A 25889-nucleotide genomic window follows, 5' to 3' on the forward strand; every position below is an offset into this window, starting at 1 on the left:
AACCGTAACGCCGAGAATGAGCGACCACGAGTCACCAAGTCGATCACACCAAGCGGAGGAATTCCAACGCCGAAGTGATGCTGTGCACCTCAAAGACACGCATACCGTCGACATTGCGCTCGTTGGGGCGCGGAGGCACCGGCGTGCCCGGATCGGCCGGGACGACCGCAACCGTGAATCCCAGCCGCGCAGCCTCGGAGAGCCGCTGGTCGAGGTCGCGCACCCGGCGCAGCTCTCCGGCCAGGCCGATCTCGCCGAGCGCCACCACGCCCCGCGGCGTGGGTGTGCCGGTGTGGCTCGATGCGACCGACAGCGCCGTGGCCAGGTCGGCGGCGGGGTCGCTGATCCGTGCCCCGCCGACGGTCGAGGCGAACACGTCGCGGCCCGAGAGCGTGACCTTCGCGTGGCGCTGCAGCACGGCCAGGATCATCGCCAGCCGGGAGCCGTCCAACCCCGAGGTCGTACGCTTCGCCCGCTCCTCCGCGCCCAGCACGGTCAGCGCCTGGATCTCCGCGAGCAGGGGGCGGCGGCCCTCCATCGTCACGGTCACGCAGGTGCCGGGCACCGAGACATGGTGGGTCTCCACGAAGAGCCCGGACGGGTCGGTGACCGCCACGATGCCCTCGGAGGACAGGTCGAAGCAGCCCACCTCGTCGACCGGGCCGAAGCGGTTCTTCATCGCCCGCACCATCCGGAACCGGGAGTCGCGCGCGCCCTCGAAGTGGAGGACGACGTCGACCAGGTGCTCCAGCACCCGCGGCCCGGCGATCGCTCCGTCCTTGGTCACGTGGCCGACCACGACGACGGTGATGTTGCGGGTCTTGGCCACCCGGATCAGCGCGGCCGCGACCTCGCGCACCTGGGTCACCCCGCCCGGGATGCCCTCGATGCCGGAGGCCCCGATGGTCTGCACGGAGTCGACCACGATCAGCTCGGGCCGGCTCTCCTCGATGTGGGTGAGCACCGCACCGAGGTCGGTCTCGGCAGCGAGATAGAGCTCGTCCTGGATCGCGCTGGTGCGGTCGGCGCGCAGCCGCACCTGGGAGGCCGACTCCTCGCCGGTCACATAGAGCGCCCGACGCCCGTAACGAGCCGTCTGCGCCGCCACCTCGAGGAGGAGCGTCGACTTCCCCACGCCCGGCTCGCCGGCGAGCAGGATGGCCGCGCCCGGCACCAGCCCGCCGCCGAGCACCCGGTCGAGCTCGGGCACCCCGCTGGTGCGTCGCTCGGACTCGGAGACCGAGACGGTGCCGATCGGCACCGCGGCGGAGGAGACGGGGGCCGTCGGCGTACGTCCGACCGGGGCCGCCGCCTCGGCGACCGATCCCCAGGCCTGGCACTCGCCGCAGCGGCCGACCCACTTCATCGTCTCCCAGCCGCACTCCGAGCAGCGGTAGGTGGCGCGTTTGGACGAGCGTGCGGAAGCCATGACCAGCAACCTAGAGCACAGCACCGACATCGGATCCGACCGAGACCCACGCCACCACTTCTGGACCGTGAGCGCTGCCCGGGTTCACCCTTCGTTACGATGTCTTGGAACGATCCAGAGTTCTCACACGGCACCTAGGGAGGCAGAGCGTGGTGATGCCGCGTTCGGGTGGTCATATCTCGGCCGCCCCGCCGACCCTCGCCGACGTCGCCGAGCTCGCCGGAGTCTCGAGGCAGACGGTCTCCAACGCCGTCAACAACCCCGATCTGCTGCGCGCCGACACCCTGGCCAGGGTGCAGGAGGCGATCGACAAGCTCGGCTACCAGCCCAACCGCGCCGCCCGCAGCCTGCGCACCCGAGCGAGTCACCTGATCGGCCTGCGGATGCCTGCCCTCCAGGAGGGCACCGCCAACGCGATGATGGACCGTTTCGTCCACACCTTCGTCGAGGCAGCGGCCGAGACCGGCTATCACGTGCTCCTCTTCTACGGTGACCCCGAAGACCCCCTCGACGGCTACGACGAGCTGCTCCGCTCGACCGCGGTCGACGCCTTCGTCGTGACCGACACCCACCTCGGCGGTCAGCAGACCACCTGGCTGCAGTCGCGCCGTGCTCGCTTCGTCTCCTTCGGGCGACCCTGGACCCAGCCCGACGCCAAGCATCCCTGGGTCGACGTCGACCTCGCCTACGGCGCCGAGATCGCCACCGAGCACCTCATCGAGCGCGGCCACTCCAAGATCGCCTGGATCGGCTGGCACAAGGACTCGCTCCTGGGCGAGGAGCGGCGCAGCGGCTGGATCCACGCGATGCACACCCACGGCCTCTCGACCACCGGCCTGGCCTCGCGTACGGAGGACTCGATCAGCTCCGGCAAGGCCGCCGCCGACGCGATCCTCGACGAGACCAAGCCCACCGCGCTCGTCTGCGCCTCCGACACGCTCGCGATGGGCGTGCTCCATTCGCTCTTCGAAAGAAGACTCCGCCTCGGCGAGGACATCGCCGTGGTCGGCTTCGACGACTCCCAGGTCGCGCAGACGGTGCCGCCGGGCATCACGTCCGTACGCCCGCCGCTCGAGGAGGCCGCCCGCGAGCTGGTCAAGGCGCTCGAGGAGCTGCTCGCCACCCCGTCCTACGCCGCGCCCGGTGTGATGCTCAAACCCGTTCTGACCGTCCGAGGGTCTTCATAGTTCACGGGTTCCGCGCGACGATGGCTTCATGGGAACTGAATCCATCGTCGTCATCGGTGCTGGTCTCGCGGCTGCCAGTGCCATCGAGGCCCTTCGTGACGAGGGGTACGCCGGCCGCCTGACCCTGGTGGGCAAGGAGCCCGAGCTTCCGTACGAGCGACCGCAGCTCTCCAAGGAGTTCCTCGCCGGTGACAAGGAGTTCGAGCCCTCCCACGACGAGGCGTGGTACGCCGAGAAGGACGTCACCGTGCTGACCGGCACCACGGCGACCGCGATCGACCTGGACAACGGCTCGGTCGCGCTCGACACGGGGGAGACGGTGCCGTTCGGCCAGCTGCTGCTGGCCACCGGCGCGGCGCCGAAGACCCCGCCGATCCCCGGCGTCGAGACCGCGATGACGCTCCGCACCGTCGACGACGCCCGCCGGCTCAAGGACGCGGTCTCGTCCGGCACCCGGGTCGTCACGATCGGCGGCGGCTGGATCGGTCTCGAGGTCGCCGCCTCCGTGACGGCGCTCGGCGCCCAAGCGGTCGTGGTGGAGGCCGCGGCCCAGCCGCTCCTGGGTGCGCTCGGTCCGGTGCTCGGCAAGCACGTCGCCGACCTGCACGCTCGTCACGGCGTCGAGGTCCACACCGAGACGACCGTGGAAGCGATCGAGCCCGGAGTCGTACGCACCAGCGCCGGCGAGATCCCCGCCGACATCGTGCTCGTCGCCGTCGGAGCGGCACCGGCCGTCGACCTGGCCGAGGCGGCCGGCCTCGAGGTCGGCGACGGCATCGTGGTCGACGAGCGGCTGCGTACGTCTGATCCTCGTGTTTTCGCCGCGGGCGACGTCGCGCTCGCGAAGCACACCACGCTCGGCCCGCTGCGCGTCGAGCACTGGGACAACGCGCTCAAGCAGGGCCGACTGGCGGCGCGCTCGATGCTCGGCAAGGACGGCGTCTACGACTGGCAGCCCTACTTCTTCACCGACCAGTTCGAGTTCTCGATGGAGTACGTCGGCCGCTCCACCCCCGAGGACGAGGCGGTGCTCCGCGGCAACGTCGACGGCGACGAGTTCATCGCCTACTGGCAGCGCGGCCGCACCGTCACCGCCGGCATGAACGTCGGCATCTGGGACGTCAACGACAAGCTCCGCGAGCTGGTCGGCACCGACGCCGACCCCGACCAGCTCACCGATACCCCCTGAGCCGAGTCGGCTCGTCCTGACCGAGATCCCCGCCGAGTCGGCTCGTTATAACGAGCCGACTCGACGTTGTTTCACGTCAGAACGAGCCGACTCGACGGGTCAGAAGCAGCTCGGCGCGTTGTGGTAGACGCTCGACTGGATGCCGGCGTGGATGTGGTCGTTGTGGCCGGGGTAGCCCGGCCCGAGCACCTGCGGGAACGACTGCCGCGAGGCACGGCCGATGCTGCACAGCGACGTGGCCCCGTCGCCGGGCACGAGATCCATCGCGCGACCGTAGAGGTGGTTGCTGTTGGTGGCACCGCCGACCTGGTCGTTGCAGGCCTTCGACCGGTAGGCCGAGGTGACCCTCAGCGGGTGGTCACCGAGCCGGTGCCGGATCGCCTCGGCGCGCCACATCGCCTGCATCAGGTTGGCCTTGACCTGGGCGACCGTGCCGGAGATCGGGGCCGGCCAACCTCCGTAGCAGACGTCGTCGACCTCGTTCCAGGCGAAGTGGACCGGGGTGCAGTCGTCATCCTGGAGCGCGTAGATCTTGGAGAACGTGTTGGGTCCGGCGACGCCGTCGGCACCCAGCCCGTAGGCGGCCTGGAAGTTGCGCACCGCGGTCGTGGTGGCCGGGCCGTAGGACCCGTCGATCGTGAAGACCGTGCCCGAGGCCGCCCAGCCGGCGACACGGATCTGCAGCTGGGTGACGCCGGCGCCGGTGGATCCCTGGCGCAGCGTGCCGTCCCAGGTGTAGCAGGCGTCGGCCTGCGCTGGGGCGGCCGTGGAGGTGATGGCGACCAGGCTGGTCGCCAGCGTGACGAGGAGAGTGCCGATGACGGTTCCGAGCCGGCGCCCGGGACGTGGGGTGAGACGCATCTGTGGAGCTCCTAACCTTCCGAGAGGTCCGAGAGGACCCGAGTCGCTCCTCAGGATGGCGGGAAACGCCTGCGCCCACGCGCGTTTCCGATGAACCTCTCAGGTCACCAGGGGATCGCGCCGGCCTCCTCGAAGTAACCACCGGTGGGGCCGTCGTCGGGCAGCGTCGCGAGGCTGATCGCGATCCGGGCGCCCTCCTCGGGCGTGCGTACGCCGCGGAAACCGTTCAGGTCGGTGGCCACGAACCCGGGGCAGCCGAGGTTGATCAGGATGTTCGTGTCCTGCAGCTCCCTGGCGTACTGGACCGTGACGGCGTTGAGGTAGGTCTTCGACGGGCTGTACGCAGCAGCGACCGGGCCGACGGTGAGCGCGTCGTCCGTCGACGACTGCCGGGCGAGGGAGCCGACGCTGCTGGACATGTTGACGATCCGCGGTGAGGCAGACTGGCGGAGCAGCGGCAGCATCGCGTTGATGACCCGCACGACCCCGAAGACGTTGACCTCGACCGCCTCCCGCATCGTCTCGATCGCGACGGCGGTGGGCTCCTGAGGCATCCCGCCGGTGATCCCGGCGTTGTTGACGAGCACGTCCAACCCGCCCTGCTCCTCGAGCAGCTGGGCAGCGGCGGCGACGCTGGCGTCGTCGGTCACGTCAAGCGGCACCCCGAAGGCGTCCACGCCGTCCGCGCGCAGCTTCTCCACCGCGGCCTCACGCCGGGCGTCGTCGCGAGCGCCGACGCCGACCTTCCAGCCGCGCGCGCCGAGGCCCGCGGCGATCTCGTAGCCGATTCCCTTGTTGGCGCCGGTGACCAGCGCGATCGTTGTCTCACTCATGTCTTCAAGCGTGTCCCCGGGCCGGAGATCACTCCAATATCGTCTCGGTCGCCACCGATACCGCTCGGGTATGTTGCCTGGTCGCAGTAGCCTCGAGGTCATGGAGACCCGGGAGCTTCGCTACTTCGTCGCGGTCGCCGAGGAGCTGCACTTCAGCCGGGCCGCCGCCCGCCTCGGCATCGCGCAGCCGCCGCTGTCCCGCGCGATCAGCCAGCTCGAACGACGTCTCGGCGGAGCGCTGCTGGAGCGCAACAGCCGCGGCGTCTCGCTGACCGACGCCGGCCGCGTGCTCCTGGCCGAGGCTCGGGCGGCGCTCGACGCGGTCGATGCCGCCGAACGCCGCACCCGCCGGGCAGCCGGCGCGGGGGAGGAGCCTGGGCTGGTGCTCGTCTCCAAGGCCGGGGCCGCGAGCGAGCTGCTCACCAAGCTGCTGGACGCCTACGCCGCCGAGCCCGGTGCCGTGAAGGTCGAGGTGGTGCTGTGCGGCATCGGTGAGCAGGAGTCCCGGCTGCGCGACGGCCGGGCCGACGTCGCGCTGCTGCACCGGCCGTTCGACTCGACCGACGGCCTCGACCATGAGGACCTGCTCACCGAGGGCCAGGTCGTCGTGCTGCCCTCCGGTCACCCGTGGGCGACCCGTCCGCACCTGCGGCTGGCCGACGTCGACGACATCCCCGAGGTGCCGCCGATGCGCTGGCCGGACGGCGACACCTTTCCCGACGGCCCCGGCCCGGAGATGCGCGACTCGGCGCAGCTGTATCAGCTGATCGGGCTCGGTCGGGCGTACGCGATCCTGCCGGAGTCGGCGCGTGCCGAGCAGCATCACGGTGTCTCCACGGTGCCGTTGCTCGATGCGCCCGAGGTCACCACGGTCATCGCCTGGCCGCGGCACAGCCGCTCGCTCGACCTGGCCCGACTCGTGCAGACGGCCACGGGTCTCTAGCTTCTGCTGGTCAGAAGCGCTTCCACCACAGGTTGACCGCATAGTCGACGTACGTCCCGGCGTGCTCGGCGAGGATCGCGGCCGCCGTGGCGGGGTCGAACTCGATGCGTACGACCGCCTCCAGGTCGTCACGGGAGGCGAAGGACCAGTCCATGTCGACCGGCACCCTGGTCCAGCCGTGCAGCGACCAGAACCGCTCCTGCTCCTCGGGCGGCGGCACCTTCGGGTAGCCGCGGCGGAACCAGGATCCGAAGGTGGAGCGCGATCCGTCGTTGTCGATCACCATCGCTACGCCGCCGCGGCGCATCACCCGGTCGAGCTCGCGCAGGCCGGGCTCGGAGCCGGGGCCGAAGAAGTAGGCCCAGCGGGCGTGCATCACGTCGACCGACGCCGGCGGGATCGGCAGCCGCTGGGCGATGCCGTTGTGGACGGCGACGTTCTCGAGCCGCTTCGTACGCCGCCGGGCCAGTGCCACGAGGTCGGGATGCGGCTCGATGCCGGTGACGCTGCGTGCCGTCTCGGCGAACCTCGGCAGGTAGAACCCGGTGCCGCAGCCCAGGTCGAGCACGTCGCGACCCGACCATGGCGTCGTCTCGGCCATGGCCGCCCACAGCCGTCCGTGCGGGTCGAGGGCGCGGTTCTCGACCTCGTACGTCGAGGTGTGGTGCCAGATGTTGGGGGACGGGATCGCGCCCGTCGCCCCCGGTAGGTCGAGCCTGGTCAGATCCGGACCTCGCCACCCGGGGTGACGAACTTGGCGGCGAGGAGGCCGGGGGTGCCGTGCTCGGCGACCCATTCGATGTTGACGTTCTCGGCCGGCTTGCCGGTCCAGGGGTCGACCCGCTCGCGCAGCTCGTCACCGAGGTAGTCCTTGACCCGGTCGGGGTCGCCGGAGATCTCCAGGTCGGTGAGGGTGATGTCGGAGCCGGCGTTGCCGGGGTGGAGCTCGAGGGTGTCCCACTTGATGAAGTAGGGCAGCTGCGGGTCGGCGATGAGGCCGTTGATGCCGATCTGCTCCCACTGGAGCTCACGGCCGTCGGGCAGGTGGCGGTTGCCGGGAACCGCCTTGCGGCCGAGCCGCTCCTCGATCGGAGTCATGTCGTCGACGCCGACGACGAAGCCGACCCAGCCGCCGCCGAGCGCGGAGCGACCCTTGACGGCCTGCCCGAACGGGGCCTTGTCGCTGGCCGGGTGCTCGAGCGCCTCGACGACCTCGAGGTAGAGGCCACCGCGCATCGGGAGGATGTAGTTGCGGGTGCCGAAGCGGGGGTGGACGCCGCCGTCGACGAACTCCTGGCCGAGCAGGTCGCCGAGCTGCTTGGCGGTCTGTACCAGGCCATCGGGTCCTGCGGCGTACGAAACATGGTCCAGTCGCATGTAACGATTCTGAACTCTGCCTGAGAGAGAGACGAATCCAGGGTCGCTATCTCTTGATGTCGAGATACAGGGGCGGTGCGTCGGCGCAGTTCAGCGCGGACTTGCCGGATGCAGGGCCAGCGCCGACCTGGATCGGACGTGCGACTCGCAGTGACGGACGAGCTCGGCGTAGGCCGCCTCGCCCATCAGCTCGATGAGCTCGGGGCCGTTGGTGAGGTAGACGGGCTCGACGGCGACGTGCGCGTCGGGGTTGCCGGAGCAGTACCAGTCGAGGTCGTGGCCGCCCGGGCCCCAGCCGCGCCGGTCGTACTCGGTGATCGTGACCTCGGTGTAGGTGGTGCCGTCGGTGAGCTCGACGTCGCGGAACGTACGCCGGATCGGCAGCTGCCAGCACACGTCGGGCTTCGTCTCGAAGTGGTCGCGGCCCTCGGCCGCGGCGAGGATGTGGAGGGCGCAGCCGGAGCCACCGGCGAAGCCGGGGCGGTTGCTGAGCACGCACGACTCCTGGCCCTGGAACTCGCTCACCCGGGTCTTGCGCTCGCCGTCGTCGTCGAGCTCGACCCAGTCGTCGGTCTGCACCGTGCGACCGGGGTGCTGCTGCCACAGCTCCGGGGTCAGCCGCTCGACGAACTGGGCGGTGCGCGTCTCGTCGTCCTCGTCGGCGAAGTGGGCCCCGAGCGTGCAGCAACCCACGTCGGGCGAGCTCGCGAACATGCCGGGGCAGCCGTTGCCGAAGATGCAGGTGTAGGCCGACGTGAGCCAGGTCAGGTCGCAGCGCATCCGCTCGTCCGGGTCGTCAGGATTGACGAACTCAACCCACGCACGTGGGAAATCCAGGGATACCTCCGCGCTTCGCGCGGGTACTCCCTCGTTCGGCGCGAGCGGACGAGCAAGCTCGCCGCTCGACCTCACTCTGTTCGTCTCAGCCACCGCACAAGCCTACGCGGTCGACCGTTCCGACGATTCCGGGAGACCGGGTCGGGCGGCGTAAACTTGTCGTACGGAGCGACCGCTCCGTGTTCGACGTGTAACACCTCGCGCCGGCTCTGCCGGCGGACCAAGGCGGCACAGGGCCACGGTTCGTAGCGAGAGGTGAAGGACATGTCAGAGCAGGGCAAGCAGAGTCTGGTGCGCGCCGTCGGAGGCTCCTACTTTCCGCTGGCGCTGGTCGCGCGGATGCCGTACGCGATGATGGTCGTCGGCGTGCTGACCTTGGTCGTCACCGCCCGCGGCTCGTTGGCGCTCGGTGGCCTGAACTCGGCGCTGGTCGGCGTCGGGGCGGCGCTGGGCGGGCCTGTTCTGGGTGCGGCCGTCGACCGCTTCGGCCAGCGGCTGGTGCTGCTGGTGATCAGCGGTCTCAGCAGCGCGGCGCTCGGCGTGATGGCGTGGGTGGTCTACAGCCCGCTGCCCGACGCGGCGGTGCTCGTGGTGGCGTTCCTGGTGGGAGCGACCGCACCGCAGATCGCCCCGATGTCACGCACACGGCTGGTCACGATCATCTCGGCGCGCATCGTCCCGGAGCGGCGCGAGCGGGTCTTCAACTCGACGATGGCCTACGAGTCGGCCGCCGACGAGACCGTCTTCATCGTCGGCCCCGTCGTCGCGGGGCTTCTCGCCGTCGCGATCGACCCGTGGGCGCCGGTCGTCGCCGCGGCCGCGCTCACCCTGGTCTTCGTGGCCGTCTTCGCGCTCCACCCGAGCGCCGTGGTCGCACGAGACACGACCGGACGTACGCCTGCGGCACCCGCCCGCGAGCTCGCGCGCCCGAGGTTGGTCGTGGTGGTCGTCGGTATCCTCGGGGTGGGCCTCTTCTTCGGGTCGATGCTCACCTCGCTGACCGCGTTCATGGCCGACCACGGACGCCCGGAGCAGGCCGGCCTGGTCTACGCCGCGATGGGCGTCGGCTCGGCGGCGCTGGCGCTCGGCGTCGCGCTCTTCCCAGCCGGCTTCGGATCGGCCGCACGGTGGCTGGTCTTCGGTGCGGTGATCCTCCTCGGCGCCCTCACGCTGCCGGCGGTGTCGTCTGCGGGCTCGGTGACGGGGATGGTGGTCGCGCTGCTCGTGATCGGCATCGGGATCGGACCGACCCTGGTCACGCAGTTCGGCCTCGGCGCCCGCCGGAGCCCGATCGGCCGCTCCGCAACGGTCATGACCATGCTCGGCTCCGCCATCATCCTCGGCCAGTCGATGGCTTCCGCGATCACCGGCGAGGTCGCCGAACGCTGGGGCACCGACGCCGCCCTGCTCATGCCCGTCGGCGCCGCGCTGGTCATCGTCGTCGCCGGTGTCGTCAACGCGCGCCTGGGTGTCCCGCCCGTCGTCGCCGTCCAGAGCCCCGAGGCGGCCGCGGTCACCGCCGACCACTGAGGGCCGACACCCTCAGTCACAGCCCGGACCCGCCGCCGATCGCGTCGGCGACGTGACGTCGCAGCTCGGGGAGGACGTCGGTGACGAACCAGGGGTTGCGAGCCTGCCAGCGGAAGTTGAGCGGTGAGGGGTGGACGAGGGGGAACCGGTCCGGCAGTTGGTCGCGGAAGCTGCGTACGCGCTCGGTCAGTGAGTCCTTTCCGCCGAGGTAGTGCTGCTGGGCGTAGGAGCCGATGACCAGGGTCAGGCTGATGTGCGGCATCTCGTGGATCAGGCGAGGGTGCCAGGTGGAGGCGAAGTCGGCGCGGGGCGGCAGGTCGCCGGTCGAGGCCTTGCCAGGGTAGTAGAAGTCCATCGGCAGGATCGCGAAGGCCGTGGGGTCGCGGAAGGTGGCCTCGTCGACGCCGAGCCACTCGATGAGGCGTTGGCCGCTCGCGTCGTTCCAGGGGATGCCGCTCTGCTGTGCCTTGACGCCCGGCGCCTGGCCGATGATCAGGCACCGGGCGTCCGGGTGGGCGACGTAGAGGGGGTCGTATCCGGCCGCGGTGGCCCATGCGTTGCTCGGGTCGGCCACGATGTCGTCCCGGATGCGGTCGAGCTCCTTCATGGGGCCATCCTCGCGCGCTCCGGCTGCTGGCGTACGCAGCATCAGGCCGTTTCCGTGGGGGCCACGGCGATGATCGTCTTGCCCTTGCGTCGCTCGGTCGAGCTGAGGGCGGCGACGGCGTCGTCGAGGGTGGCGATCGTGCCGATGTTCGTACGCAGCCGGCCGTCCCGCACCCGCTGCACGATCTCGCCGAGCTGGGCGCGGTCGGCCTCGACCACGAAGTCGACGGCAGTGGCGTCATCGAGACGGGCCTCGACCGGGCCGACGACGGAGACCAGGGTGCCGCCGGGCTTGACGAGAGCGGCGGAGGCGGTCTGGACGTCGCCGCCGATGGTGTCGAAGACCAGGTCGACGGCGCCGACGTCGGTGAGGGCGTCGTGGTCGAGGTCGACGAACTCGTGCGCCCCGAGGTCGAGGGCCTTCTCCCGGTCCGCGGCGCGTCCGGTGCCGATGACCTGGGCCCCGGCCTCGCGGGCGAGCTGGGTCACCAGCGCTCCGAGCGCTCCCGCCGCGCCGTGGACCAGCACACGCTGCCCGGAGCCGAGGTGGCCGTGCTGGAACAGGCCCTGCCACGCGGTCAGACCCGAGATCGGCAGGGATGCCGCCACGGTGAAGTCGACGTCGTCGGGCAGGGGAGCGAGGTTGCGCGCCTCGACGGCGACATACTCCGCGAGCCCGCCGTCACGGTGCCAGTCGGCGAGACCGAACACGCGCTGACCCACCGAGAGCCCCGTCGTGCCGTAGCCGAGGGCCGTGACCACGCCGGCCACCTCGTGCCCCGGGATGGACGGGACCTTGTCTCGGCCGGCGCGGTCGACCCAGGTCGAGGGCCACTCCAGCTCGTCGCGTACGAAGCCTGATGCGTGCACCCGGACGACGACGTCGTTGATCGCGGGCGACGGTTCGGGCCGCTCGGTCAGCGTCATTCCTGACGTGCCCGCGGCCGGGTCGGTGACGACGATTGCTCTCATGGTGGTGCCTTCTTCCTGGGACGAGTCGGTGATCAAGATTGGGCTGCGTAACCCATTTTCGATTGAACTCCTGAAAAAGTGGGCTGTCAAGCCCAAAACGGGTATCGTGTGACGTATGAACGTGTCGACGAAGCCCGCCGAGCACCGCAGGCTCACCGGGAAGGGGCAGGCCACGCGCGCCCGGATCCTCGAGCAGGCCGCCGAGCTCATCTACGCCAACGGCGTGCACGCGACCAACAACGAGCAGATCCGCCGGGCGACCGGCATCAGTGGGTCGCAGCTCAACCACTACTTCTCCACGAAGGAGAAGCTCGTGCTGGCCGTGATCGAGTGGCAGGCCGAGCGGGTGCTCGCGGTGCATCGGGGCGAGCAGTTCGACAGCTTCGACAGCATCGACGCGTTTCGGAGATGGGCGGCCTTCTACGTCGGCTACGAGCGTGCCTACCGCGAAGGCTGCACGCTCGGATCGCTCGCGAGCGAGATCATCAAGACCGATCTCAACGTGCGCGACGAGCTCGCGAGCGCGTTCGGGCAGTGGCGCGAGATCTTCCGCGACGGGATCACCGAGATGCAGCGGCGCGGCCGGATGAGTGCCGACGCGGATCCGACACAGCTGGCCAACCTGCTCCTCGCCGCGTTCCAGGGAGGGATGATGCTCGCTCAGGTCGCGCAGGAGATCGGCCCGCTCGACGACGCCTTGCGGGCAGCGATCGACCACCTGGAGACGTTCGCGACCGACGAGAGCGCGGGGTGACCCGGACCTGGGTCGCGAGACGTCGCACCGTCTAACGTAGACCTATGCGTCTGGGCGTACTCGACATCGGATCGAACACGGGACACCTGCTCGTGGTCGACGCCCACGGCGGGGCGGCCCCGCTTCCGGCGTACTCGTTCAAGCAGCCCCTGCGGCTTGCCGAGCACCTCGACGAGGCCGGCGACGTGACCGAGGACGGCATCAACGCGCTGACCGCGTTCACCCGCGAGTCGGTCGAGGTGGCCGAGGAGAAGGGCGTCGCGGAGATGCTCGCGTTCGCGACCTCGGCGGTGCGCGACGCCGGCAACTCGCAGCAGGTGCTCGACCGGGTGCATGCCGAGACCGGGGTCGAGATCGAGGTGCTCCCCGGCGACGACGAGGCGCGGCTGACCTTCCTGGCCGTACGCCGCTGGTTCGGGTGGTCCGCCGGCCGGCTGGCCGTCTTCGACATCGGCGGCGGCTCCCTGGAGATCGCTGCCGGCCTCGACGAGCAGCCGTACGTCGCCTGGTCGCTGCCGCTCGGTGCCGGCCGGCTCGCGCGCAGCTATGCCGGGCACCGGCCGTTGGACGACGAGCTGCCCGAGCTGCGCCGCACGATCCGCACCTCGATCGCCGAGGACGCGGGCAAGATCCTGCGCGGTGGGCACCCCGACATGGCGGTGGCGACCTCGAAGACGTTCCGTTCGCTGGCGCGCATCTGCGGTGCCGCGCCGAGCGGCGACGGCCTGCGGGTGCGCCGTCAGCTGCAGCTCGACGACCTGCGCCGCTGGATCCCGAAGCTGCTGGAGATGACCCTCGAGGAGCTCTCCGACCTGCCTGGGGTGAGCGCGTCGCGCGCCCATCAGATCGTGCCCGGCGCGCTGGTCGCCGAGGCGTGCCTCGACATCTTCGACCTGCCGGCCTTCGAGATCTGCCCGTGGGCGCTGCGCGAGGGGTTGATCCTCGACCGCCTCGACCATCTCTCGTTCATCGGCCACGAGGTCTAGGTCGTCTCGATGATCTCGCTGTCGACATCCTCGACCTATCCCGAGTCCACGGCCCACGGCTTCGCCTATGCGGCCGAGGTCGGCTACGACGGGGTCGAGGTGATGGTCGGCATCGATGCGCTCTCGCAGCAGACCCACGCGGTCAAGCAGCTCTCCGAGCACCACGGTCTGCCGGTCGTCGCCATCCACGCGCCGACGCTGCTGTTCACCCAGCAGGTCTGGGGCTTCGAGCCCTGGGGCAAGCTCGAGCGCTCCGCCGAGATGGCGCTCGAGGTGGGGGCGGAGGTGGTCGTCGTGCATCCGCCGTTCCGCTGGCAGCGCGACTATGCAGCCGGTTTCGTGGACGGGATCGCCACGCTCGAGCGCTCGACCGGGCTGCGGTTCGCGGTGGAGAACATGTATCCGTGGCGGGCCGCGAAGCGCGCGACGCAGATGTATCTGCCTCACTGGGACCCGTCGACCGAGCACTACGCCAACACCACCGTCGACCTCTCTCACGCCGCGATCGCCGGCGACGACGTCATCGAGATGGCGCGCCGGCTCGGCTCACGGCTGCGCCACATCCATCTCACCGACGGCACCGGCTCGGCCAAGGACGAGCACCTCGTGCCCGGCCGCGGTCACATGGGCGCCGACCGGTTCCTGCGTCACCTGGCCGCTTCGGGGTTCGACGGTGAGATCGTGCTCGAGATCAACACCCGCAAGTCCGGCTCGCGCGAGGGACGCCTCGCCGACCTGCGCGAGTCGCTCGACTTCGCGCGCGAGCACTTCCGGGCCTGAGCTCACTGCTGGTCGAGCCGCCGGAGCCGCTAGGCGGAGGCGTGTCGAGACCAACACAGTCCAATCGAGCGCCGAGGGGACCGTGTTGGTCTCGACACGGATTCGTTCGTTCCTCACGAATCCGGCTCGGCCAGCGGGCGAGCGGGTTCAGTCGCGGGCGGCGAGCCAGGACCAGGTGAGCGAGGTCAGGGCCAGCACGAGGACGGCGGTGGCGATGCCCCACCAGCCGACGACGTACGCATAGCCGAGGAGCCAGCCGAACAGGCTCGAGCCGCCGTAGTAGAAGAGGTTGTAGAGGGCGCTGGCCTGGGCCTTGCCGACCTTCGCGCGGGCGCCGACCCAGCCGGAGGCGACGCCGTGGGCACCGAAGAAGCCGGTGGTGAGCACGAGGAGGCCGGTGAGCACCATCACGAGGTTGTCGGGCAGCGTCATCGTGACCCCGGCGATCATGACGATCACGCAGGTCAGCATCACCTTTCGTCGCCCGTGCTCCGCCGCCAGCCGGCCGGCGACCGACGAGGAGACCGTGCCGCCGAGGTAGGCGAAGAACATCTGGCTCGAGATCGCCACCGGCAGCCCGAAGGGCTCGCGCTCGAGGCGGAAACCCAGATAGTTGTACGTCGCGACGAACCCGCCCATCAGCAGAGCCGCCTGCCCGTAGAGCACGAGCATGCCCGGGTCGCGGAGGTTGGCGAGCACCCCCTGGCGTACGGACGTGGCCGGCTTGCCGGCCGGTCGGGACCAGCCCTGGGCGCGGGGGATCAGGGTGATGGCGATGATCGCGGCGATCGCCGACAGGACGCCACCGGCGGTGACGCCCAGCCGCCAGCCGCCGAGGTCGGCGAAGGGGCCGGTGACGACCCGGCCGAGGAGGCCGCCGACGGTGGTGCCGGAGATGTAGATGGCCGCGGCGACGCTGACGTGGCGTACGTGGATCTCCTCGGCGAGATAGGCGACCGCGAGGGCAGGCACGCCGCCGAGGGCGAGACCTTCGAGGCCGCGCAGCACGAGGAGGGTGGTGAAGCCGGGCGCGAGCGGAGTGAGGAGGCCGAGGACCAGGGAGATCGAGAGTGCGATCTTCATCGCCGGCGCCCGGCCGATGCGGTCGGCGATCCACGACCAGCCGAGGACACTGGCGGCCAGGCCGAGGGTGGCGGTGGAGACGGTGAGCGCGGCGGAGGCCTCGTCGACCTCGAGCGCCTGCGCGACGGTGGGGAGGATGCCCTGGGTGGAGTACATCTGGCCGAACGCCGCGATCCCGGCGGCGAAGAGGCCGACCAGGATCCGCCGGTAGCCGCTGCTGCCGGCGTCGTGTCCCTCCCATGCGCGGGTCGGGGAGGCGTCTACGGACATCGTTCTCACGGTAAAGCAGGCGTTGTGGGTGGGTGAAGACTGAGCACGCGTGAGATATCTCTACTCTGGAGCGATGTCCGCGCTCACCGATCGTGTCTCGACCCGTCTCGTCGGGGTCGACGTCGCACGGTGCCTGGCGTTGCTGGGGATGATGGCGACGCACCTCCTCGACCCCATCGGCGCATCGGGTGAGCTGACGAGGGTGCAGTCGCTGGCCGGCGGACGCTCGGCGGCGCTCTTCGCGGTGCTGGCCGGGGTGAGCCTGGCGCTGATGACCGGGCGGCATACGCCGGTGCGCGGGCAGGTGCTGCGGTCGCGGGCCCTGGGTCTGGCCGTACGCGCCCTGCTCATCGCCGCGATCGGGCTGGTGCTCGGCGCGCTCGACGCGGATGTGGCGATCATCCTGACCTACTACGGCGTGCTGTTCGTGCTCGGGCTGCCGTTCCTGGGGCTGCGGGCGCGGTGGCTGTGGCTGCTCGGCGTGGCCTGGATCGTGGTGGGCCCGCTGATCTCGATGGGCATCCGCCCGATGCTGCCGGAGCGACAGTTCGCCAGCCCGGAGCCGTCACATCTGCTGGAGCCCGGCCGGCTGCTCGCCGAGCTGCTCTTCACGGGCTACTACCCGGCAGTGCCGTGGCTGGCCTACCTGCTGATCGGGATGGCCATCGGCCGCATCGACCTGCGCAACCGGCTCGTGGTCGACATGGTCTGGACCAGCGGCATCATCCTCTCGATCTCCGCGACCTGGATCTCGGGCCGGCTGACCCGGCTGCCGTCGGTCGCCGAGGTGCTGGTGCGCACTTATCCCGAGCTCGACCTCGACGGCGTGCTCACCAAGATCAGCCTGGGGCTCTACGGCCAGACCCCGGTCGACGGTGGCTGGCAGTGGCTGCTGGTCGTCGCGCCGCACTCCTCCACCCCGTTCGACCTCGCCCAGACCATCGGCAGCTCGATGTTCGCCATCGGCGCCTGCCAGATGATCTCGCTGCGGTTGCGGGGCCGCTGGCGCGTGGGGCTCGCGGTGCTGTTCGGTGCCGGCACGATGACGCTGAGCCTCTACAGCCTGCACGTGGTGATGATGACCGACGCCGTCTGGCCGGCGCAGACGCCGGGGACGTACGTCGTCCACGTGCTCGTCGTGCTCGGCATCGGGGCTCTCGTGACCGCCTGGGGCCGCCCCGGGCCGCTCGAGTGGCTCGTCGGACGTCCGTCGATGTGGTTGCGGCGGACGGAGGCCCGGCCGGGGCCGGTGGCATCGCGTTAGCGTGCTCCTATGAGCACCGAGGCGCCGCGGCGCGGGCGCAGGCCGGGATCGCCGGACACGCGAGCGGCGATCCTGACGGCGGCGAGGCAGTCGTTCGCGCAGCAGGGGTACGCCGCGACGTCCGTGCGCGGGATCGCGGCGGCCGCCGGGGTCGACTCCTCGCTGGTGCACCACTACTTCGGCACCAAGCAGGATCTCTTCGTGGCTTCGCTGGAGCTGCGGGTCGACCCGCGGGTGATCGCGCCGACGATCATCGTCGAGGGGAAGGAGCACGCAGGCGAGCGGCTCGTACGCCTCCTGCTCAGCGTCTGGGACGACGAGGAGGCGCGGCTGCCGCTGATGGCTCTGGTGCGCAGCGTCTTCGAGCCGGAGGGGATGAGCCTCGCTCCGGAGGCGTTCGGCGAGCTGGTGCTGGGTCCGGTCGGGGAGGCGCTCGAGCTCGACGAGCCGGAGCGCCGGATGGGCCTGGTGGGCTCGCAGCTCGTCGGCATCATCGTGCTGCGCTATGTGGCCCGGCTCGAGCCGCTCGCCTCGGCGCCGCCGGAGACGCTGGTGGCGACGTACGCGCCGGTGATCCAGGGCTATCTGACCGGGCCGCTGCCCTGACCGAGCCGCGCCCTCTTGCGCGGCGGCGCCTGCCGTGCCACATTTCATCATGTGATGAATAACGTGGTGGAGGCATCCGGCCTCCGAGTCGTACGCGGGAAGCGCGAGGTGCTCCACGACCTCGACTTCTCCGTGCGCGCAGGTGAGGTGACCGGGCTGCTCGGGCCTTCGGGATGTGGCAAGACGACCCTGATGCGGGCGCTGGTCGGGGTGCAGGCCAAGGTCACCGGGTCGCTCACCGTGCTCGGCAGCCCCGCCGGATCGGCGTCGCTGCGACCACGGATCGGCTATGTCACCCAGGCGGCCAGCGTCTACGACGACCTGACGGTCACCGAGAACCTGCGCTTCTTCGCGCGCGTGCTCGGTGCCCCCGCGGCATCGGTCTCGGAGGCCGTCGAGACGGTCGACCTGGTCTCTCATCGCGACCAGGTCGTGCGCGACCTCTCCGGTGGCCAGCGCTCCCGGGTCTCCCTGGCGGCCGCGCTGCTGGCGTCGCCCGACCTGCTGGTGCTCGACGAGCCGACGGTCGGGCTCGACCCGGTGCTGCGCGAGCAGCTGTGGGGCACCTTCCGGGATCTGGCCGCCGCGGGCGCGGCGGTCATCGTCTCCAGCCATGTGATGGACGAGGCCGAACGCTGCGACCGGCTGCTGCTGATGCGTGAGGGTGCGATCCTCGCCGACGGCAGCCCGACGGAGATCAAGCAGAAGGCCGACGTCGACGACATCGAGCAGGCGTTCCTGGCGCTGGTGAGGGAGACACGATGAGCATCCGACGTACGCTCGCGGTGACCGGACGCGTGCTCGCCCAGATCCGCCGCGACCCCCGCACCCTGGTGATGCTCGTCGCGCTGCCGACGCTGCTGATGACGCTGCTGTGGTGGATGTACGAGGACTCGCCGGCACCGATCTTCGACCAGATCGGGCCGGCGCTGCTCGCGATCTTCCCGTTCATCGTGATGTTCCTGGTCACCTCGGTGACGACGCTGCGCGAGCGCTCCTCGGGCACGCTGGAGCGGCTGCTCGCGATGCCGCTGGGCAAGGGCGACTTCCTGCTCGGCTACGCGCTGGCGTTCGGGGTGCTCGCCGCCGTGCAGTCGGGCGTCGCGGTCGGGATCAGCGTCGGCCTCCTCGGGCTGGAGATCTCCGGATCGGTGGTCATGCTCGTCGTCGTCGCGATCGTCGACGCCCTCCTCGGCACCGCTCTGGGGTTGTTGGTCTCCGCCTTCGCCGCGACCGAGTTCCAGGCCGTGCAGTTCATGCCGGCGGTCGTGGTTCCGCAGATCCTGCTCTGCGGTCTGCTGGTGCCGCGCGACTCGTTGCCGTCGGTGCTGCGGGCCATCTCCGACGTGCTCCCGCTCTCCTACGCCGTCGACGCGATGACCCACCTGGTCAGCTCCACCGACACCGGCGACGTCTGGATCGACCTGGCCGTCGTCGCCGCGTTCGTCGTGGCCGGGCTCGCCCTCGGCTCGGCGACCTTGCGGCGACGTACCCCCTGATCGCTGCCGAGACGTCACCCCTGCAGGTCGAAGAGTCGCTCGTGCAGGTCGAGACGTCACCCCTGCAGGTCGAGACGTCGCTCCTGCAGGTCGAGACGTCACCTAGGTGACCTCTCGACCTGCAGACCTGACTCTTCGACCTGCAGACCTGACTCTTCGACCTGCAGACCTGACTCTTCGACCCGCAGAGGTGACTCCTCGGCACTCCGCTCGAGAACGGCGTGAGGTGGTGAGGGGAAGTTGACGGAAGGGGTACGGAGGGTGGGGCGGGGCGAAACGTCGGCTCGCGAGTGTTGCCGGTGTGACCGACACCCACTGTCCATACTGCAGCCTGCAGTGCGGGATGACCCTGAGTCGCAGGGGAACCCGGCTGGAGGTCGGTGCGCGATCCCAGAGGAACAAGCACAGCCCGGCGAACGAGGGGGCCCTGTGCCGTAAGGGGTGGGCGGCGGCCGGGCTGCGCGGGAGTCGTGAGCGGCTGACGTCGCCGATGGTGCGTGACCGGGCGACGGGGGAGTGGAGCGCGGTCGAGTGGGACCAGGCGCTCGACATGGTCGCCGCGAGGCTCGCCGAGCTGCGTGCGACCCACGGCGCCGACGCCAACGCCGTCTTCGGAGGTGGCGGGCTGACCAACGAGAAGGCCTACCAGCTCGGCAAGCTCGCCCGGGTCGCGCTCGGCACCTCGCAGATCGACTACAACGGCCGCTGGTGCATGAGCTCCGCGGCGTCGGCCGGCAACCAGGCGTTCGGCGTCGACCGCGGGCTGCCCTTCCCGCTGGCCGACATCGAGCAGACCGACGTCTGTGTGCTCGTCGGCTCCAACCTCGCCGAGACGATGCCGCCGGCCGCCCGTCACCTCGACCGGCTGCGTGAGAACGGCGGCAAGGTCGTCGTCATCGATCCGCGGCTGACGCCGACCGGCGAGCGCGCCGACCTCTTCCTGCAGCCGGTGCCCGGCACGGACCTGCCCCTCGCCCTCGGAATCCTGCACCTGCTCGACGCCGCCGGAGCCGTCGACGAGCACTACGTCGCCGAGCGCACCACCGGCTTCGATGACGTACGCCGCTCCGTGGCCGCCTGGTGGCCGGAGATGGTCGAGCGCGTCAGCGGCGTCGAGGCCGGCCGGCTCCGCGAGCTCGCGGGCCTGCTCGCGAGCGCCGAGAAGGTGATGATCCTGACCGCGCGCGGCGCCGAGCAGCACGCCCAGGGCACCGCCACCGTGCTCGCCTGGATCAACGTCGCGCTGGCGCTCGGCATGCCCGGACGGCCGTACGCCGGCTACGGCTGCCTCACCGGGCAGGGCAACGGCCAGGGCGGCCGCGAGCACGGCCAGAAGGCCGACCAGCTCCCGGGCTACCGGTCGATCGATGACCCCGAGGCCCGCGCCCATGTGGCTGCCGTCTGGGGCATCGACCCGGACGCGATCCCCGGCAAGGGGCGCTCCGCGTCTGAGCTGCTGGACGCGCTCGGCACCCCCGAGGGCCCGAAGAGCCTGCTCGTCTTCGGCTCCAACGTCGTCGTCTCCGCGCCCAACGCCGGTCACGTCGCCTCCAGGCTCGCCGGCCTCGACCTGCTCGTGGTCGCCGACATGGTGATGAGCGAGACCGCCGCGCTCGCCGACGTCGTGCTCCCGGTGACCCAGTGGGCCGAGGAGACCGGCACCATGACCAACCTCGAGGGGCGGGTCATCCTGCGCACCCAGGCGGTGGACCCGCCGGCCGGCGTACGTTCCGACCTGGAGGTGATCGCGGGCCTGGCCGCCCGGCTCGGCGGGCCCCGCTGGCCGACCGACCCCGAGGAGATCTTCGAGGAGCTCCGCGCGGCCTCGCGGGGCGGCAGGGCCGACTACAGCGGGATCTCCTACGACCGGATCCGCGCCGAGGACGGGGTCTTCTGGCCGTGCCCCGACGGCAGCGGCGGCGCCCCGCGCCTGTTCGCCGACTCGTTCTTCCACCCCGACGGCCTGGCCCGCTTCATCGACGTCGACCACCGTGGCGCCGCAGAGGAGCCGAACGACGACTATCCGCTCCACCTGACCACCGGGCGGATCCTCGCCCAGTATCAGTCCGGCGCCCAGACCCGCCGGATCAAGGACCTCCCCGACGACGGCGCCTTCGTCGAGATGCATCCGCTGCTGGCCGACCGGGTCGGGGCACACGACGGCGACCCGGTGGTCGTGCGCACCCCGCGCGGCGAGATGAAGGCGCCGGCCCGGGTCGTGACCACGATCCGCCCCGACACGATCTTCGTGCCGTTCCACTGGGTCGGCGCCAACAAGCTGACCAACGACGCTCTCGACCCCTCCAGCCGGATGCCGGAGTTCAAGGTCTGTGCCGCGGCGGTGAGCGCATGAGTGCCGCCGCCGTCAGCTGTAACACGTCGTTCGACGGACTATCCGGTCGTTCAGATAGGGCGAGTAGTCCTGCGAACGACGTGTTACAGCAGCCCGTACGCGGCGACAGGATCGTCATCGTCGGCGGCGGCATGGCGGCCGCCCGCCTGGTCGAGGGGCTGGTCGCGCGCGGCCTCGGCCCGCAGACCACGGTGCTCGCGGAGGAGCAGCACGCGCCGTACAACCGGATCCTGCTCTCCGCCGTGCTCGAGGGCACTCATCGCCCCGAGGCGCTGACGCTGCGCGAGAAGCAGTGGTACGCCGCACGCGGAGTGGATCTCCGGCTGGGCTGCCTCGTCGCCGACATCCACCGGGACACCAGGACGGTCGAGCTCGCCGACCGCACGACCGTCCCCTATGACCGGCTCGTGCTCGCCACCGGGGCCATCCCGAGCCTGCCCCCGATCCGGGGCACGGTGCGGGCCGACGGCTCGCTCGACCCGAGGGTGCAGGCGTTCCGCAGCCTCGACGACTGCGTGCGACTGCTCGCCCTCGTCGACCGACAGACCCTCCACGACCGCCCGCGGCGCGCGGTGATCGTCGGCGGCGGCCTGCTCGGCCTCCAGGTCGCCCGCGCGCTGGCGGTGCGCGGCATCGAGACCGAGATCGTCGAAGGGCGCGACCACCTGCTCAGCAGCCAGGTCGACGCGTCCGCCGGCAAGGTGCTGAAGCGGTCGATGGCCAGGCTGGGCACCCAGGTCTATCTCGGCGCCCGCGCGACCCGGCTGACCGAGGAGGGCCTCAGGCTCGACAACGGCTACACGCTCGAGACCGACCTGGTGGTGCTCACCGCCGGCGGCCGCCCGCGCGCAAACCTCGCCAGAAGAGCCGGGCTCACCGTCAACCGCGGCGTCATCGTCGACGACCGGCTGCGCAGCATCGACGATCCCCACGTCCACGCGATCGGCGACTGCGCCGAGCACGACGGCAACGTGACCGGCTTCGTCTCCCCGGCCTGGGAGCAGGCCGGGGTGCTCGCCGACGTCCTCGCCGGCAACGAGGCCACCTATGAGGGACACCGCGTCGTCGCCCGGCTGCGCGCCACCGACCTCGACGTCTGCGTGCTCGGCGACCCGCGCAACGAGGTCGGCGAGGTCGTCGAGATCGCCAACCCGGTCACCGGCACCCACCGCAGACTCGTCGTGCGCGAGGGCCGCATCGTCGCCGGCGCCCTCGTCGGCGACCTGAGCCGGGTCGGCGTGATCACCCAGGCCTTCGACCGGCAGACCGTCCTCGGCGACCACGAGGCCGGCAGGTTGCTGCTGCCCGAGCCGATGCCGGCAGGCGCCGCGCGTCCGAGGCTCCCCGACGACGCCGAGGTCTGCTCCTGCGCGGGGGTCGACGCCGGACGGATCCGAGCGTGCCGGTCCCTCGAGGACGTACGCGAGACCACCCGCGCCACCACCGGCTGCGGCGGCTGCGCGCCGGCCGTCCGACAGCTCCTCGCCACCCGAGAACCCGAGCTCAGCATGGAAGGAACCCCGTTATGAGCCCTCACCTCCGCAAGGTCGTCGTCGTCGGTCACGGCATGGTCGGCCACCGCTTCGTGACCGCCGCGATCGAGCGCGGCCTCACCGAGACCCACGACATCGTGGTGATCGGCGAGGAGCCGCGCCCGGCGTACGACCGTGTGGCCCTCACCAGCTTCTTCGAGGTCGGCGCCGAGGCGCTCTCGTTCCTCCCAGGCGGTGCCTACGACGACCCGCGGGTCACGCTGCGCACCGGCACCAGCGTCATCGAGATCGACCCCGCCGCGCAGACCGTGATGCTCGGCGACGGCGAGGAGATGGCGTACGACGAGCTGGTGCTTGCCACCGGAGCCGCACCCTTCGTGCCGCCGGTGCCGGGCGCCGAGCTCGGGAACGTCTTCGTCTACCGCACCATCGAGGACCTCGAGGCGATCCGCGAGGCCGCGAAGACCGCCAAGGCCGGCGCCGTGATCGGCGGTGGTCTCCTCGGGCTGGAGGCCGCCAACGCACTGCACCAGCTCGGCGTCGAGACCCACGTGGTCGAGATGAACCCGCGGCTGATGTCGGTGCAGGTCGACGAGGCGGGCGGTCGCATGCTCGGCCGGCACATCACCGACCTCGGGCTCACCGTGCACACCGGCGTGATGACGGAGGCGGCTCTCCCGGCGATCGTCGACGTCGATGCCACCGGCGAGGTGGACGGCCAGGTCAGCGCCCTGAAGTTCAAGGACGTCGAGGAGCCGCTGCCGGTCGACATGATCGTCTTCTCGGCCGGCATCCGGCCCCGCGACGCGCTCGCCCGAGCCGCCGGCCTCGACCTGGCCGAACGCGGCGGCGTGCTCGTCGACGAGCAGTGCCGCTCCTCCGACCCGCACGTGTGGGCGGTCGGCGAGTGCGCGGCGCCGGGCGGGAAGATGTACGGCCTGGTGGCCCCCGGCTACGACATGGCCGAGGTGGTCGCCGATGCACTCCTCGGCGGCCAGGGCACCTTCACCGGTGCCGATCTGTCGACGAAGCTCAAGCTGCTCGGTGTCGACGTCGCGAGCTTCGGCGACGCCCACGGCACCACCGACGACTGCCTCGAGCTCACCTACTCCGACGCGGTCGCCGGTGTCTACAAGAAGCTGGTGATCAGCGAGGACGGCACCCGGCTGCTCGGCGGTGTGCTGGTCGGCGACGCCTCGGCGTACGGCCTGCTCCGGCCCATGGTCGCCTCCGGCATCCCGCTCCCGGACAACCCCGAGGAGCTCATCCTGCCTGCATCCAGCGGCGGGGGTGGCGGGGTCCAGCTCCCGCCGGAGGCGCAGGTCTGCTCGTGCAACGACGTGACCCGCGGCGACATCGAGGCGGCCGTCGATGCCGGCTGTGGGAGCGCCGCGGAGGTCACCAAGGAGACGAAGGCGGGCAGCACCTGCGGCTCCTGCAAGGTGCAGGTCAAGAAGATCGTCGAGGACTACTTCACCGCCCAGGGCAAGACGGTCGACACCTCCCTGTGCGAGCACTTCGCCGGCGACGAGCACGGCCGCAGCCCGATGACCCGCGCCGAGCTCTTCGACGTGGTGCTGATCCACGGCTACACGACCTTCGACCAGATCATCGAGGCCCACGGCACCGGCCGCGGCTGCGACGTGTGCAAGCCGGCGATCGCCTCCATCCTGGCCAGTCAGCTCAACGGCCACGTCCTCGCCGCGGAGAACCGCAAGCTCCAGGACACCAACGACGCGTTCCTCGCCAACATCCAGAAGAACGGCTCCTACTCGGTCGTGCCGCGCATCCCTGGCGGCGAGGTCACCCCCGAGGGCCTGATCGTGATCGGCGAGGTCGCCCGCGAGTTCGGCCTCTACACCAAGATCACCGGCGGCCAACGCATCGACATGTTCGGCGCCCGGATGGAGGACCTGCCCGCGATCTGGAAGCGCCTGGTCGACGCCGGGTTCGAGTCGGGCCACGCGTACGGGAAGTCGCTGCGCACCGTGAAGTCGTGCGTCGGCTCCACCTGGTGCCGCTACGGCGTGCAGGACTCCGTCGGCCTCGCGATCATGCTCGAGACCCGCTACCGCGGGCTGCGCTCGCCGCACAAGCTCAAGGGCGGCGTCTCCGGCTGCGCCCGTGAGTGCGCGGAGGCCCGCGGCAAGGACTTCGGCGTCATCGCCACCGAGAAGGGCTGGAACCTGTACGTCGGGGGCAACGGTGGCGCCGTCCCGGCCCACGCGCAGCTGCTCGCCGGTGACCTGACCACCGACGAGCTGGTCAGCTGCCTCGACCGCTTCCTGATGTATTACGTACGCACCGCCGACCGTCTCCAGCGCACCTCGACCTGGATCGACTCCCTCGAGGGCGGTCTCGACCGGGTGCGCGAGGTCGTGGTCGACGACGTCCTCGGGCTCGGCACGGAGCTCGAGGACGCGATGGCGCAGCATGTCGACGGCTACTTCGACGAGTGGAAGGCGACCCTCGAGGACCCGGCGATGCTGCGCAGGTTCGTCTCCTTCGTCAACGCCCCCGAGCTCCCCGACCCCAACATCTCCTTCGGAGCCGTGCGCGGCCAGATCGCGCCGGCGGTCGGCGAGCAGCCGGCGTCGGGTCCGGTCGCGCTCGGCTCCTCGATCCCGGTCGGCCCGCCGGCCACCGACGAGCACACGATGGAGCACGCCCGATGAACGCAGCCAGGACCGCCACGTACATCTCCGTCTGTCGCCTCGACGACATCGACCCGGAGACCGGTGTCACCGCCTTGGTCAGGGGCGAGGTGGTGGCCGTCTTCCGCACCCACGACGACCGGGTCTTCGCGCTGTCCAACTACGACCCGTACGGCCATGCATCGGTGCTCGCCCGCGGCATCGTCGGGACTCGCGGCGACGTCCCGTTCGTCGCATCGCCCCTGCTCAAGCAGGCGTTCTCGCTCGAGACCGGCCGGTGCCTCGATGATCCTTCGGTCGCCGTCGCGACCTATGAGGTCGATGTGGTCGAGGGGGAGATCCGGGTAGGTGTGGCGGTGGCGCTGTGAGGCCGTGAGGGAAAG

24 protein-coding genes are annotated in these 25889 nt (G+C 70.8%); 15 read left to right on the forward strand and 9 right to left on the reverse strand.

Annotated elements, in window-relative coordinates; all coding sequences use genetic code 11:
* Positions 1-43 precede the first annotated feature (43 nt).
* Entirely contained in the window at positions 44-1429 is a 1386-nt protein-coding gene (radA, locus tag FB381_RS02350) for a DNA repair protein RadA (protein WP_141778800.1), read from the reverse strand.
* A 155-nt stretch (positions 1430-1584) separates the two neighbouring features.
* Here radA and FB381_RS02355 point away from each other — a divergent pair, with 155 nt between their 5' ends.
* Together FB381_RS02355 and FB381_RS02360 are read left to right on the forward strand one after the other, a co-directional pair.
* On the forward strand, positions 1585-2616 hold the full coding sequence (locus FB381_RS02355; protein WP_246088294.1) for a LacI family DNA-binding transcriptional regulator: 1032 nt from the start codon (positions 1585-1587) through the stop codon (positions 2614-2616).
* A 28-nt stretch (positions 2617-2644) separates the two neighbouring features.
* On the forward strand, positions 2645-3805 hold the full coding sequence (locus FB381_RS02360; RefSeq protein ID WP_141778802.1) for an NAD(P)/FAD-dependent oxidoreductase: 1161 nt from the start codon (positions 2645-2647) through the stop codon (positions 3803-3805).
* Positions 3806-3904: 99 nt separating this feature from the next.
* Here FB381_RS02360 and FB381_RS02365 read toward each other — a convergent pair whose 3' ends face one another.
* Both FB381_RS02365 and FB381_RS02370 read right to left on the reverse strand, forming a co-directional pair.
* Positions 3905-4666, reverse strand: coding sequence for a D-Ala-D-Ala carboxypeptidase family metallohydrolase (locus FB381_RS02365; protein ID WP_141778803.1), 762 nt, complete (start codon positions 4664-4666; stop codon positions 3905-3907).
* A gap of 104 nt (positions 4667-4770) precedes the next feature.
* Entirely contained in the window at positions 4771-5499 is a 729-nt protein-coding gene (locus tag FB381_RS02370; protein ID WP_141778804.1) for an SDR family oxidoreductase, read from the reverse strand.
* A gap of 100 nt (positions 5500-5599) precedes the next feature.
* On the opposite strand from FB381_RS02370, the gene FB381_RS02375 reads away from it, so the two are divergent.
* Entirely contained in the window at positions 5600-6442 is an 843-nt protein-coding gene (locus FB381_RS02375) for a LysR family transcriptional regulator (RefSeq protein ID WP_141778805.1), read from the forward strand.
* 10 nt (positions 6443-6452) lie between these two features.
* Here FB381_RS02375 and FB381_RS02380 read toward each other — a convergent pair whose 3' ends face one another.
* The 3 genes from FB381_RS02380 to FB381_RS02390 all read right to left on the reverse strand — a co-directional run bounded on the left by FB381_RS02380 (position 6453) and on the right by FB381_RS02390 (position 8599).
* Positions 6453-7238 carry a class I SAM-dependent methyltransferase gene (locus FB381_RS02380; RefSeq protein ID WP_170225032.1) on the reverse strand — a complete coding sequence of 262 codons (786 nt, stop codon included), beginning with the start codon at positions 7236-7238 and terminating at the stop codon, positions 6453-6455.
* Positions 7163-7819, reverse strand: a complete 657-nt coding sequence (locus tag FB381_RS02385; protein ID WP_141778806.1) for a VOC family protein — start codon at positions 7817-7819, stop codon at positions 7163-7165. The genes FB381_RS02380 and FB381_RS02385 overlap by 76 nt, the downstream gene beginning before the upstream one ends.
* A 90-nt stretch (positions 7820-7909) precedes the next feature.
* Positions 7910-8599 carry a DUF3109 family protein gene (locus tag FB381_RS02390; protein WP_246087923.1) on the reverse strand — a complete coding sequence of 230 codons (690 nt, stop codon included), beginning with the start codon at positions 8597-8599 and terminating at the stop codon, positions 7910-7912.
* 321 nt (positions 8600-8920) lie between these two features.
* Between FB381_RS02390 and FB381_RS02395 the strand changes: the two genes are divergently transcribed.
* Positions 8921-10186: an MFS transporter gene (locus FB381_RS02395; protein WP_141778807.1), complete on the forward strand. Its 1266-nt coding sequence runs from the start codon at positions 8921-8923 to the stop codon at positions 10184-10186.
* 16 nt (positions 10187-10202) lie between these two features.
* Here the strand turns inward: FB381_RS02395 and FB381_RS02400 are convergent, their stop codons facing one another.
* Both FB381_RS02400 and FB381_RS02405 read right to left on the reverse strand, forming a co-directional pair.
* A complete protein-coding gene (locus tag FB381_RS02400; RefSeq protein ID WP_141778808.1) occupies positions 10203-10793 on the reverse strand; it encodes a uracil-DNA glycosylase family protein in 591 nt (196 codons plus the stop codon).
* Positions 10794-10834: 41 nt separating this feature from the next.
* Positions 10835-11764 (reverse strand): NADP-dependent oxidoreductase, encoded by a 930-nt coding sequence (locus tag FB381_RS02405; RefSeq protein ID WP_141778809.1) that lies wholly within the window; start codon positions 11762-11764, stop codon positions 10835-10837.
* 115 nt (positions 11765-11879) lie between these two features.
* Between FB381_RS02405 and FB381_RS02410 the strand changes: the two genes are divergently transcribed.
* From FB381_RS02410 to FB381_RS02420, 3 genes are read left to right on the forward strand one after another with little or no spacing between them, the layout of a single operon-like run.
* The gene (locus FB381_RS02410) at positions 11880-12518 is read left to right on the forward strand and encodes a TetR/AcrR family transcriptional regulator (protein ID WP_141778810.1); all 639 of its coding nucleotides are present in this window, start codon (positions 11880-11882) and stop codon (positions 12516-12518) included.
* A 44-nt stretch (positions 12519-12562) separates the two neighbouring features.
* Positions 12563-13504, forward strand: a complete 942-nt coding sequence (locus FB381_RS02415) for a Ppx/GppA family phosphatase (protein ID WP_141778811.1) — start codon at positions 12563-12565, stop codon at positions 13502-13504.
* Positions 13505-13513: 9 nt separating this feature from the next.
* The gene (locus FB381_RS02420; RefSeq protein WP_141778812.1) at positions 13514-14284 is read left to right on the forward strand and encodes a sugar phosphate isomerase/epimerase family protein; all 771 of its coding nucleotides are present in this window, start codon (positions 13514-13516) and stop codon (positions 14282-14284) included.
* 147 nt (positions 14285-14431) lie between these two features.
* Here the strand turns inward: FB381_RS02420 and FB381_RS02425 are convergent, their stop codons facing one another.
* Entirely contained in the window at positions 14432-15637 is a 1206-nt protein-coding gene (locus FB381_RS02425) for an MFS transporter (protein ID WP_141778813.1), read from the reverse strand.
* A 73-nt stretch (positions 15638-15710) separates the two neighbouring features.
* Here FB381_RS02425 and FB381_RS02430 point away from each other — a divergent pair, with 73 nt between their 5' ends.
* From FB381_RS02430 to nirD, 8 genes are all read left to right on the forward strand, one after another.
* Positions 15711-16901 (forward strand): heparan-alpha-glucosaminide N-acetyltransferase domain-containing protein, encoded by a 1191-nt coding sequence (locus tag FB381_RS02430; protein WP_141778814.1) that lies wholly within the window; start codon positions 15711-15713, stop codon positions 16899-16901.
* A gap of 9 nt (positions 16902-16910) precedes the next feature.
* A complete protein-coding gene (locus tag FB381_RS02435) occupies positions 16911-17507 on the forward strand; it encodes a TetR/AcrR family transcriptional regulator (protein ID WP_141778815.1) in 597 nt (198 codons plus the stop codon).
* Between the two features lie 54 nt (positions 17508-17561).
* The gene (gene ccmA / locus FB381_RS02440; RefSeq protein ID WP_141778816.1) at positions 17562-18272 is read left to right on the forward strand and encodes a heme ABC exporter ATP-binding protein CcmA; all 711 of its coding nucleotides are present in this window, start codon (positions 17562-17564) and stop codon (positions 18270-18272) included.
* Entirely contained in the window at positions 18269-19006 is a 738-nt protein-coding gene (locus tag FB381_RS02445) for an ABC transporter permease (protein WP_141778817.1), read from the forward strand. Before ccmA ends, FB381_RS02445 begins: the two co-directional genes overlap by 4 nt.
* A 301-nt stretch (positions 19007-19307) precedes the next feature.
* Positions 19308-21359 carry a molybdopterin oxidoreductase family protein gene (locus tag FB381_RS02450; protein WP_141778818.1) on the forward strand — a complete coding sequence of 684 codons (2052 nt, stop codon included), beginning with the start codon at positions 19308-19310 and terminating at the stop codon, positions 21357-21359.
* Between the two features lie 80 nt (positions 21360-21439).
* Positions 21440-22888 (forward strand): FAD-dependent oxidoreductase, encoded by a 1449-nt coding sequence (locus FB381_RS02455; RefSeq protein ID WP_246087925.1) that lies wholly within the window; start codon positions 21440-21442, stop codon positions 22886-22888.
* On the forward strand, positions 22885-25527 hold the full coding sequence (gene nirB / locus FB381_RS02460; RefSeq protein WP_141778820.1) for a nitrite reductase large subunit NirB: 2643 nt from the start codon (positions 22885-22887) through the stop codon (positions 25525-25527). Before FB381_RS02455 ends, nirB begins: the two co-directional genes overlap by 4 nt.
* A complete protein-coding gene (gene nirD / locus FB381_RS02465; protein WP_141778821.1) occupies positions 25524-25874 on the forward strand; it encodes a nitrite reductase small subunit NirD in 351 nt (116 codons plus the stop codon). The genes nirB and nirD overlap by 4 nt, the downstream gene beginning before the upstream one ends.
* Positions 25875-25889 lie beyond the last annotated feature (15 nt).

It is taken from the genome of Nocardioides albertanoniae (genome assembly GCF_006716315.1).
Classification (GTDB): Bacteria; Actinomycetota; Actinomycetes; order Propionibacteriales; family Nocardioidaceae; genus Nocardioides; species Nocardioides albertanoniae.

What these genes read in the sequence shown, in the direction of transcription:
- radA (WP_141778800.1), bottom strand. Translation starts at nt 1,429, where the DNA reads ATGGCTTCCGCACGCTCGTCCAAACGCGCCACCTACCGCTGCTCGGAG.
- FB381_RS02355 (WP_246088294.1), top strand. Translation starts at nt 1,585, where the DNA reads ATGCCGCGTTCGGGTGGTCATATCTCGGCCGCCCCGCCGACCCTCGCC.
- FB381_RS02360 (WP_141778802.1), top strand. Translation starts at nt 2,645, where the DNA reads ATGGGAACTGAATCCATCGTCGTCATCGGTGCTGGTCTCGCGGCTGCC.
- FB381_RS02365 (WP_141778803.1), bottom strand. Translation starts at nt 4,666, where the DNA reads ATGCGTCTCACCCCACGTCCCGGGCGCCGGCTCGGAACCGTCATCGGC.
- FB381_RS02370 (WP_141778804.1), bottom strand. Translation starts at nt 5,499, where the DNA reads ATGAGTGAGACAACGATCGCGCTGGTCACCGGCGCCAACAAGGGAATC.
- FB381_RS02375 (WP_141778805.1), top strand. Translation starts at nt 5,600, where the DNA reads ATGGAGACCCGGGAGCTTCGCTACTTCGTCGCGGTCGCCGAGGAGCTG.
- FB381_RS02380 (WP_170225032.1), bottom strand. Translation starts at nt 7,238, where the DNA reads ATGGGTCGCCGAGCACGGCACCCCCGGCCTCCTCGCCGCCAAGTTCGT.
- FB381_RS02385 (WP_141778806.1), bottom strand. Translation starts at nt 7,819, where the DNA reads ATGCGACTGGACCATGTTTCGTACGCCGCAGGACCCGATGGCCTGGTA.
- FB381_RS02390 (WP_246087923.1), bottom strand. Translation starts at nt 8,599, where the DNA reads ATGCGCTGCGACCTGACCTGGCTCACGTCGGCCTACACCTGCATCTTC.
- FB381_RS02395 (WP_141778807.1), top strand. Translation starts at nt 8,921, where the DNA reads ATGTCAGAGCAGGGCAAGCAGAGTCTGGTGCGCGCCGTCGGAGGCTCC.
- FB381_RS02400 (WP_141778808.1), bottom strand. Translation starts at nt 10,793, where the DNA reads ATGAAGGAGCTCGACCGCATCCGGGACGACATCGTGGCCGACCCGAGC.
- FB381_RS02405 (WP_141778809.1), bottom strand. Translation starts at nt 11,764, where the DNA reads ATGAGAGCAATCGTCGTCACCGACCCGGCCGCGGGCACGTCAGGAATG.
- FB381_RS02410 (WP_141778810.1), top strand. Translation starts at nt 11,880, where the DNA reads ATGAACGTGTCGACGAAGCCCGCCGAGCACCGCAGGCTCACCGGGAAG.
- FB381_RS02415 (WP_141778811.1), top strand. Translation starts at nt 12,563, where the DNA reads ATGCGTCTGGGCGTACTCGACATCGGATCGAACACGGGACACCTGCTC.
- FB381_RS02420 (WP_141778812.1), top strand. Translation starts at nt 13,514, where the DNA reads ATGATCTCGCTGTCGACATCCTCGACCTATCCCGAGTCCACGGCCCAC.
- FB381_RS02425 (WP_141778813.1), bottom strand. Translation starts at nt 15,637, where the DNA reads ATGTCCGTAGACGCCTCCCCGACCCGCGCATGGGAGGGACACGACGCC.
- FB381_RS02430 (WP_141778814.1), top strand. Translation starts at nt 15,711, where the DNA reads ATGTCCGCGCTCACCGATCGTGTCTCGACCCGTCTCGTCGGGGTCGAC.
- FB381_RS02435 (WP_141778815.1), top strand. Translation starts at nt 16,911, where the DNA reads ATGAGCACCGAGGCGCCGCGGCGCGGGCGCAGGCCGGGATCGCCGGAC.
- ccmA (WP_141778816.1), top strand. Translation starts at nt 17,562, where the DNA reads ATGAATAACGTGGTGGAGGCATCCGGCCTCCGAGTCGTACGCGGGAAG.
- FB381_RS02445 (WP_141778817.1), top strand. Translation starts at nt 18,269, where the DNA reads ATGAGCATCCGACGTACGCTCGCGGTGACCGGACGCGTGCTCGCCCAG.
- nirB (WP_141778820.1), top strand. Translation starts at nt 22,885, where the DNA reads ATGAGCCCTCACCTCCGCAAGGTCGTCGTCGTCGGTCACGGCATGGTC.
- nirD (WP_141778821.1), top strand. Translation starts at nt 25,524, where the DNA reads ATGAACGCAGCCAGGACCGCCACGTACATCTCCGTCTGTCGCCTCGAC.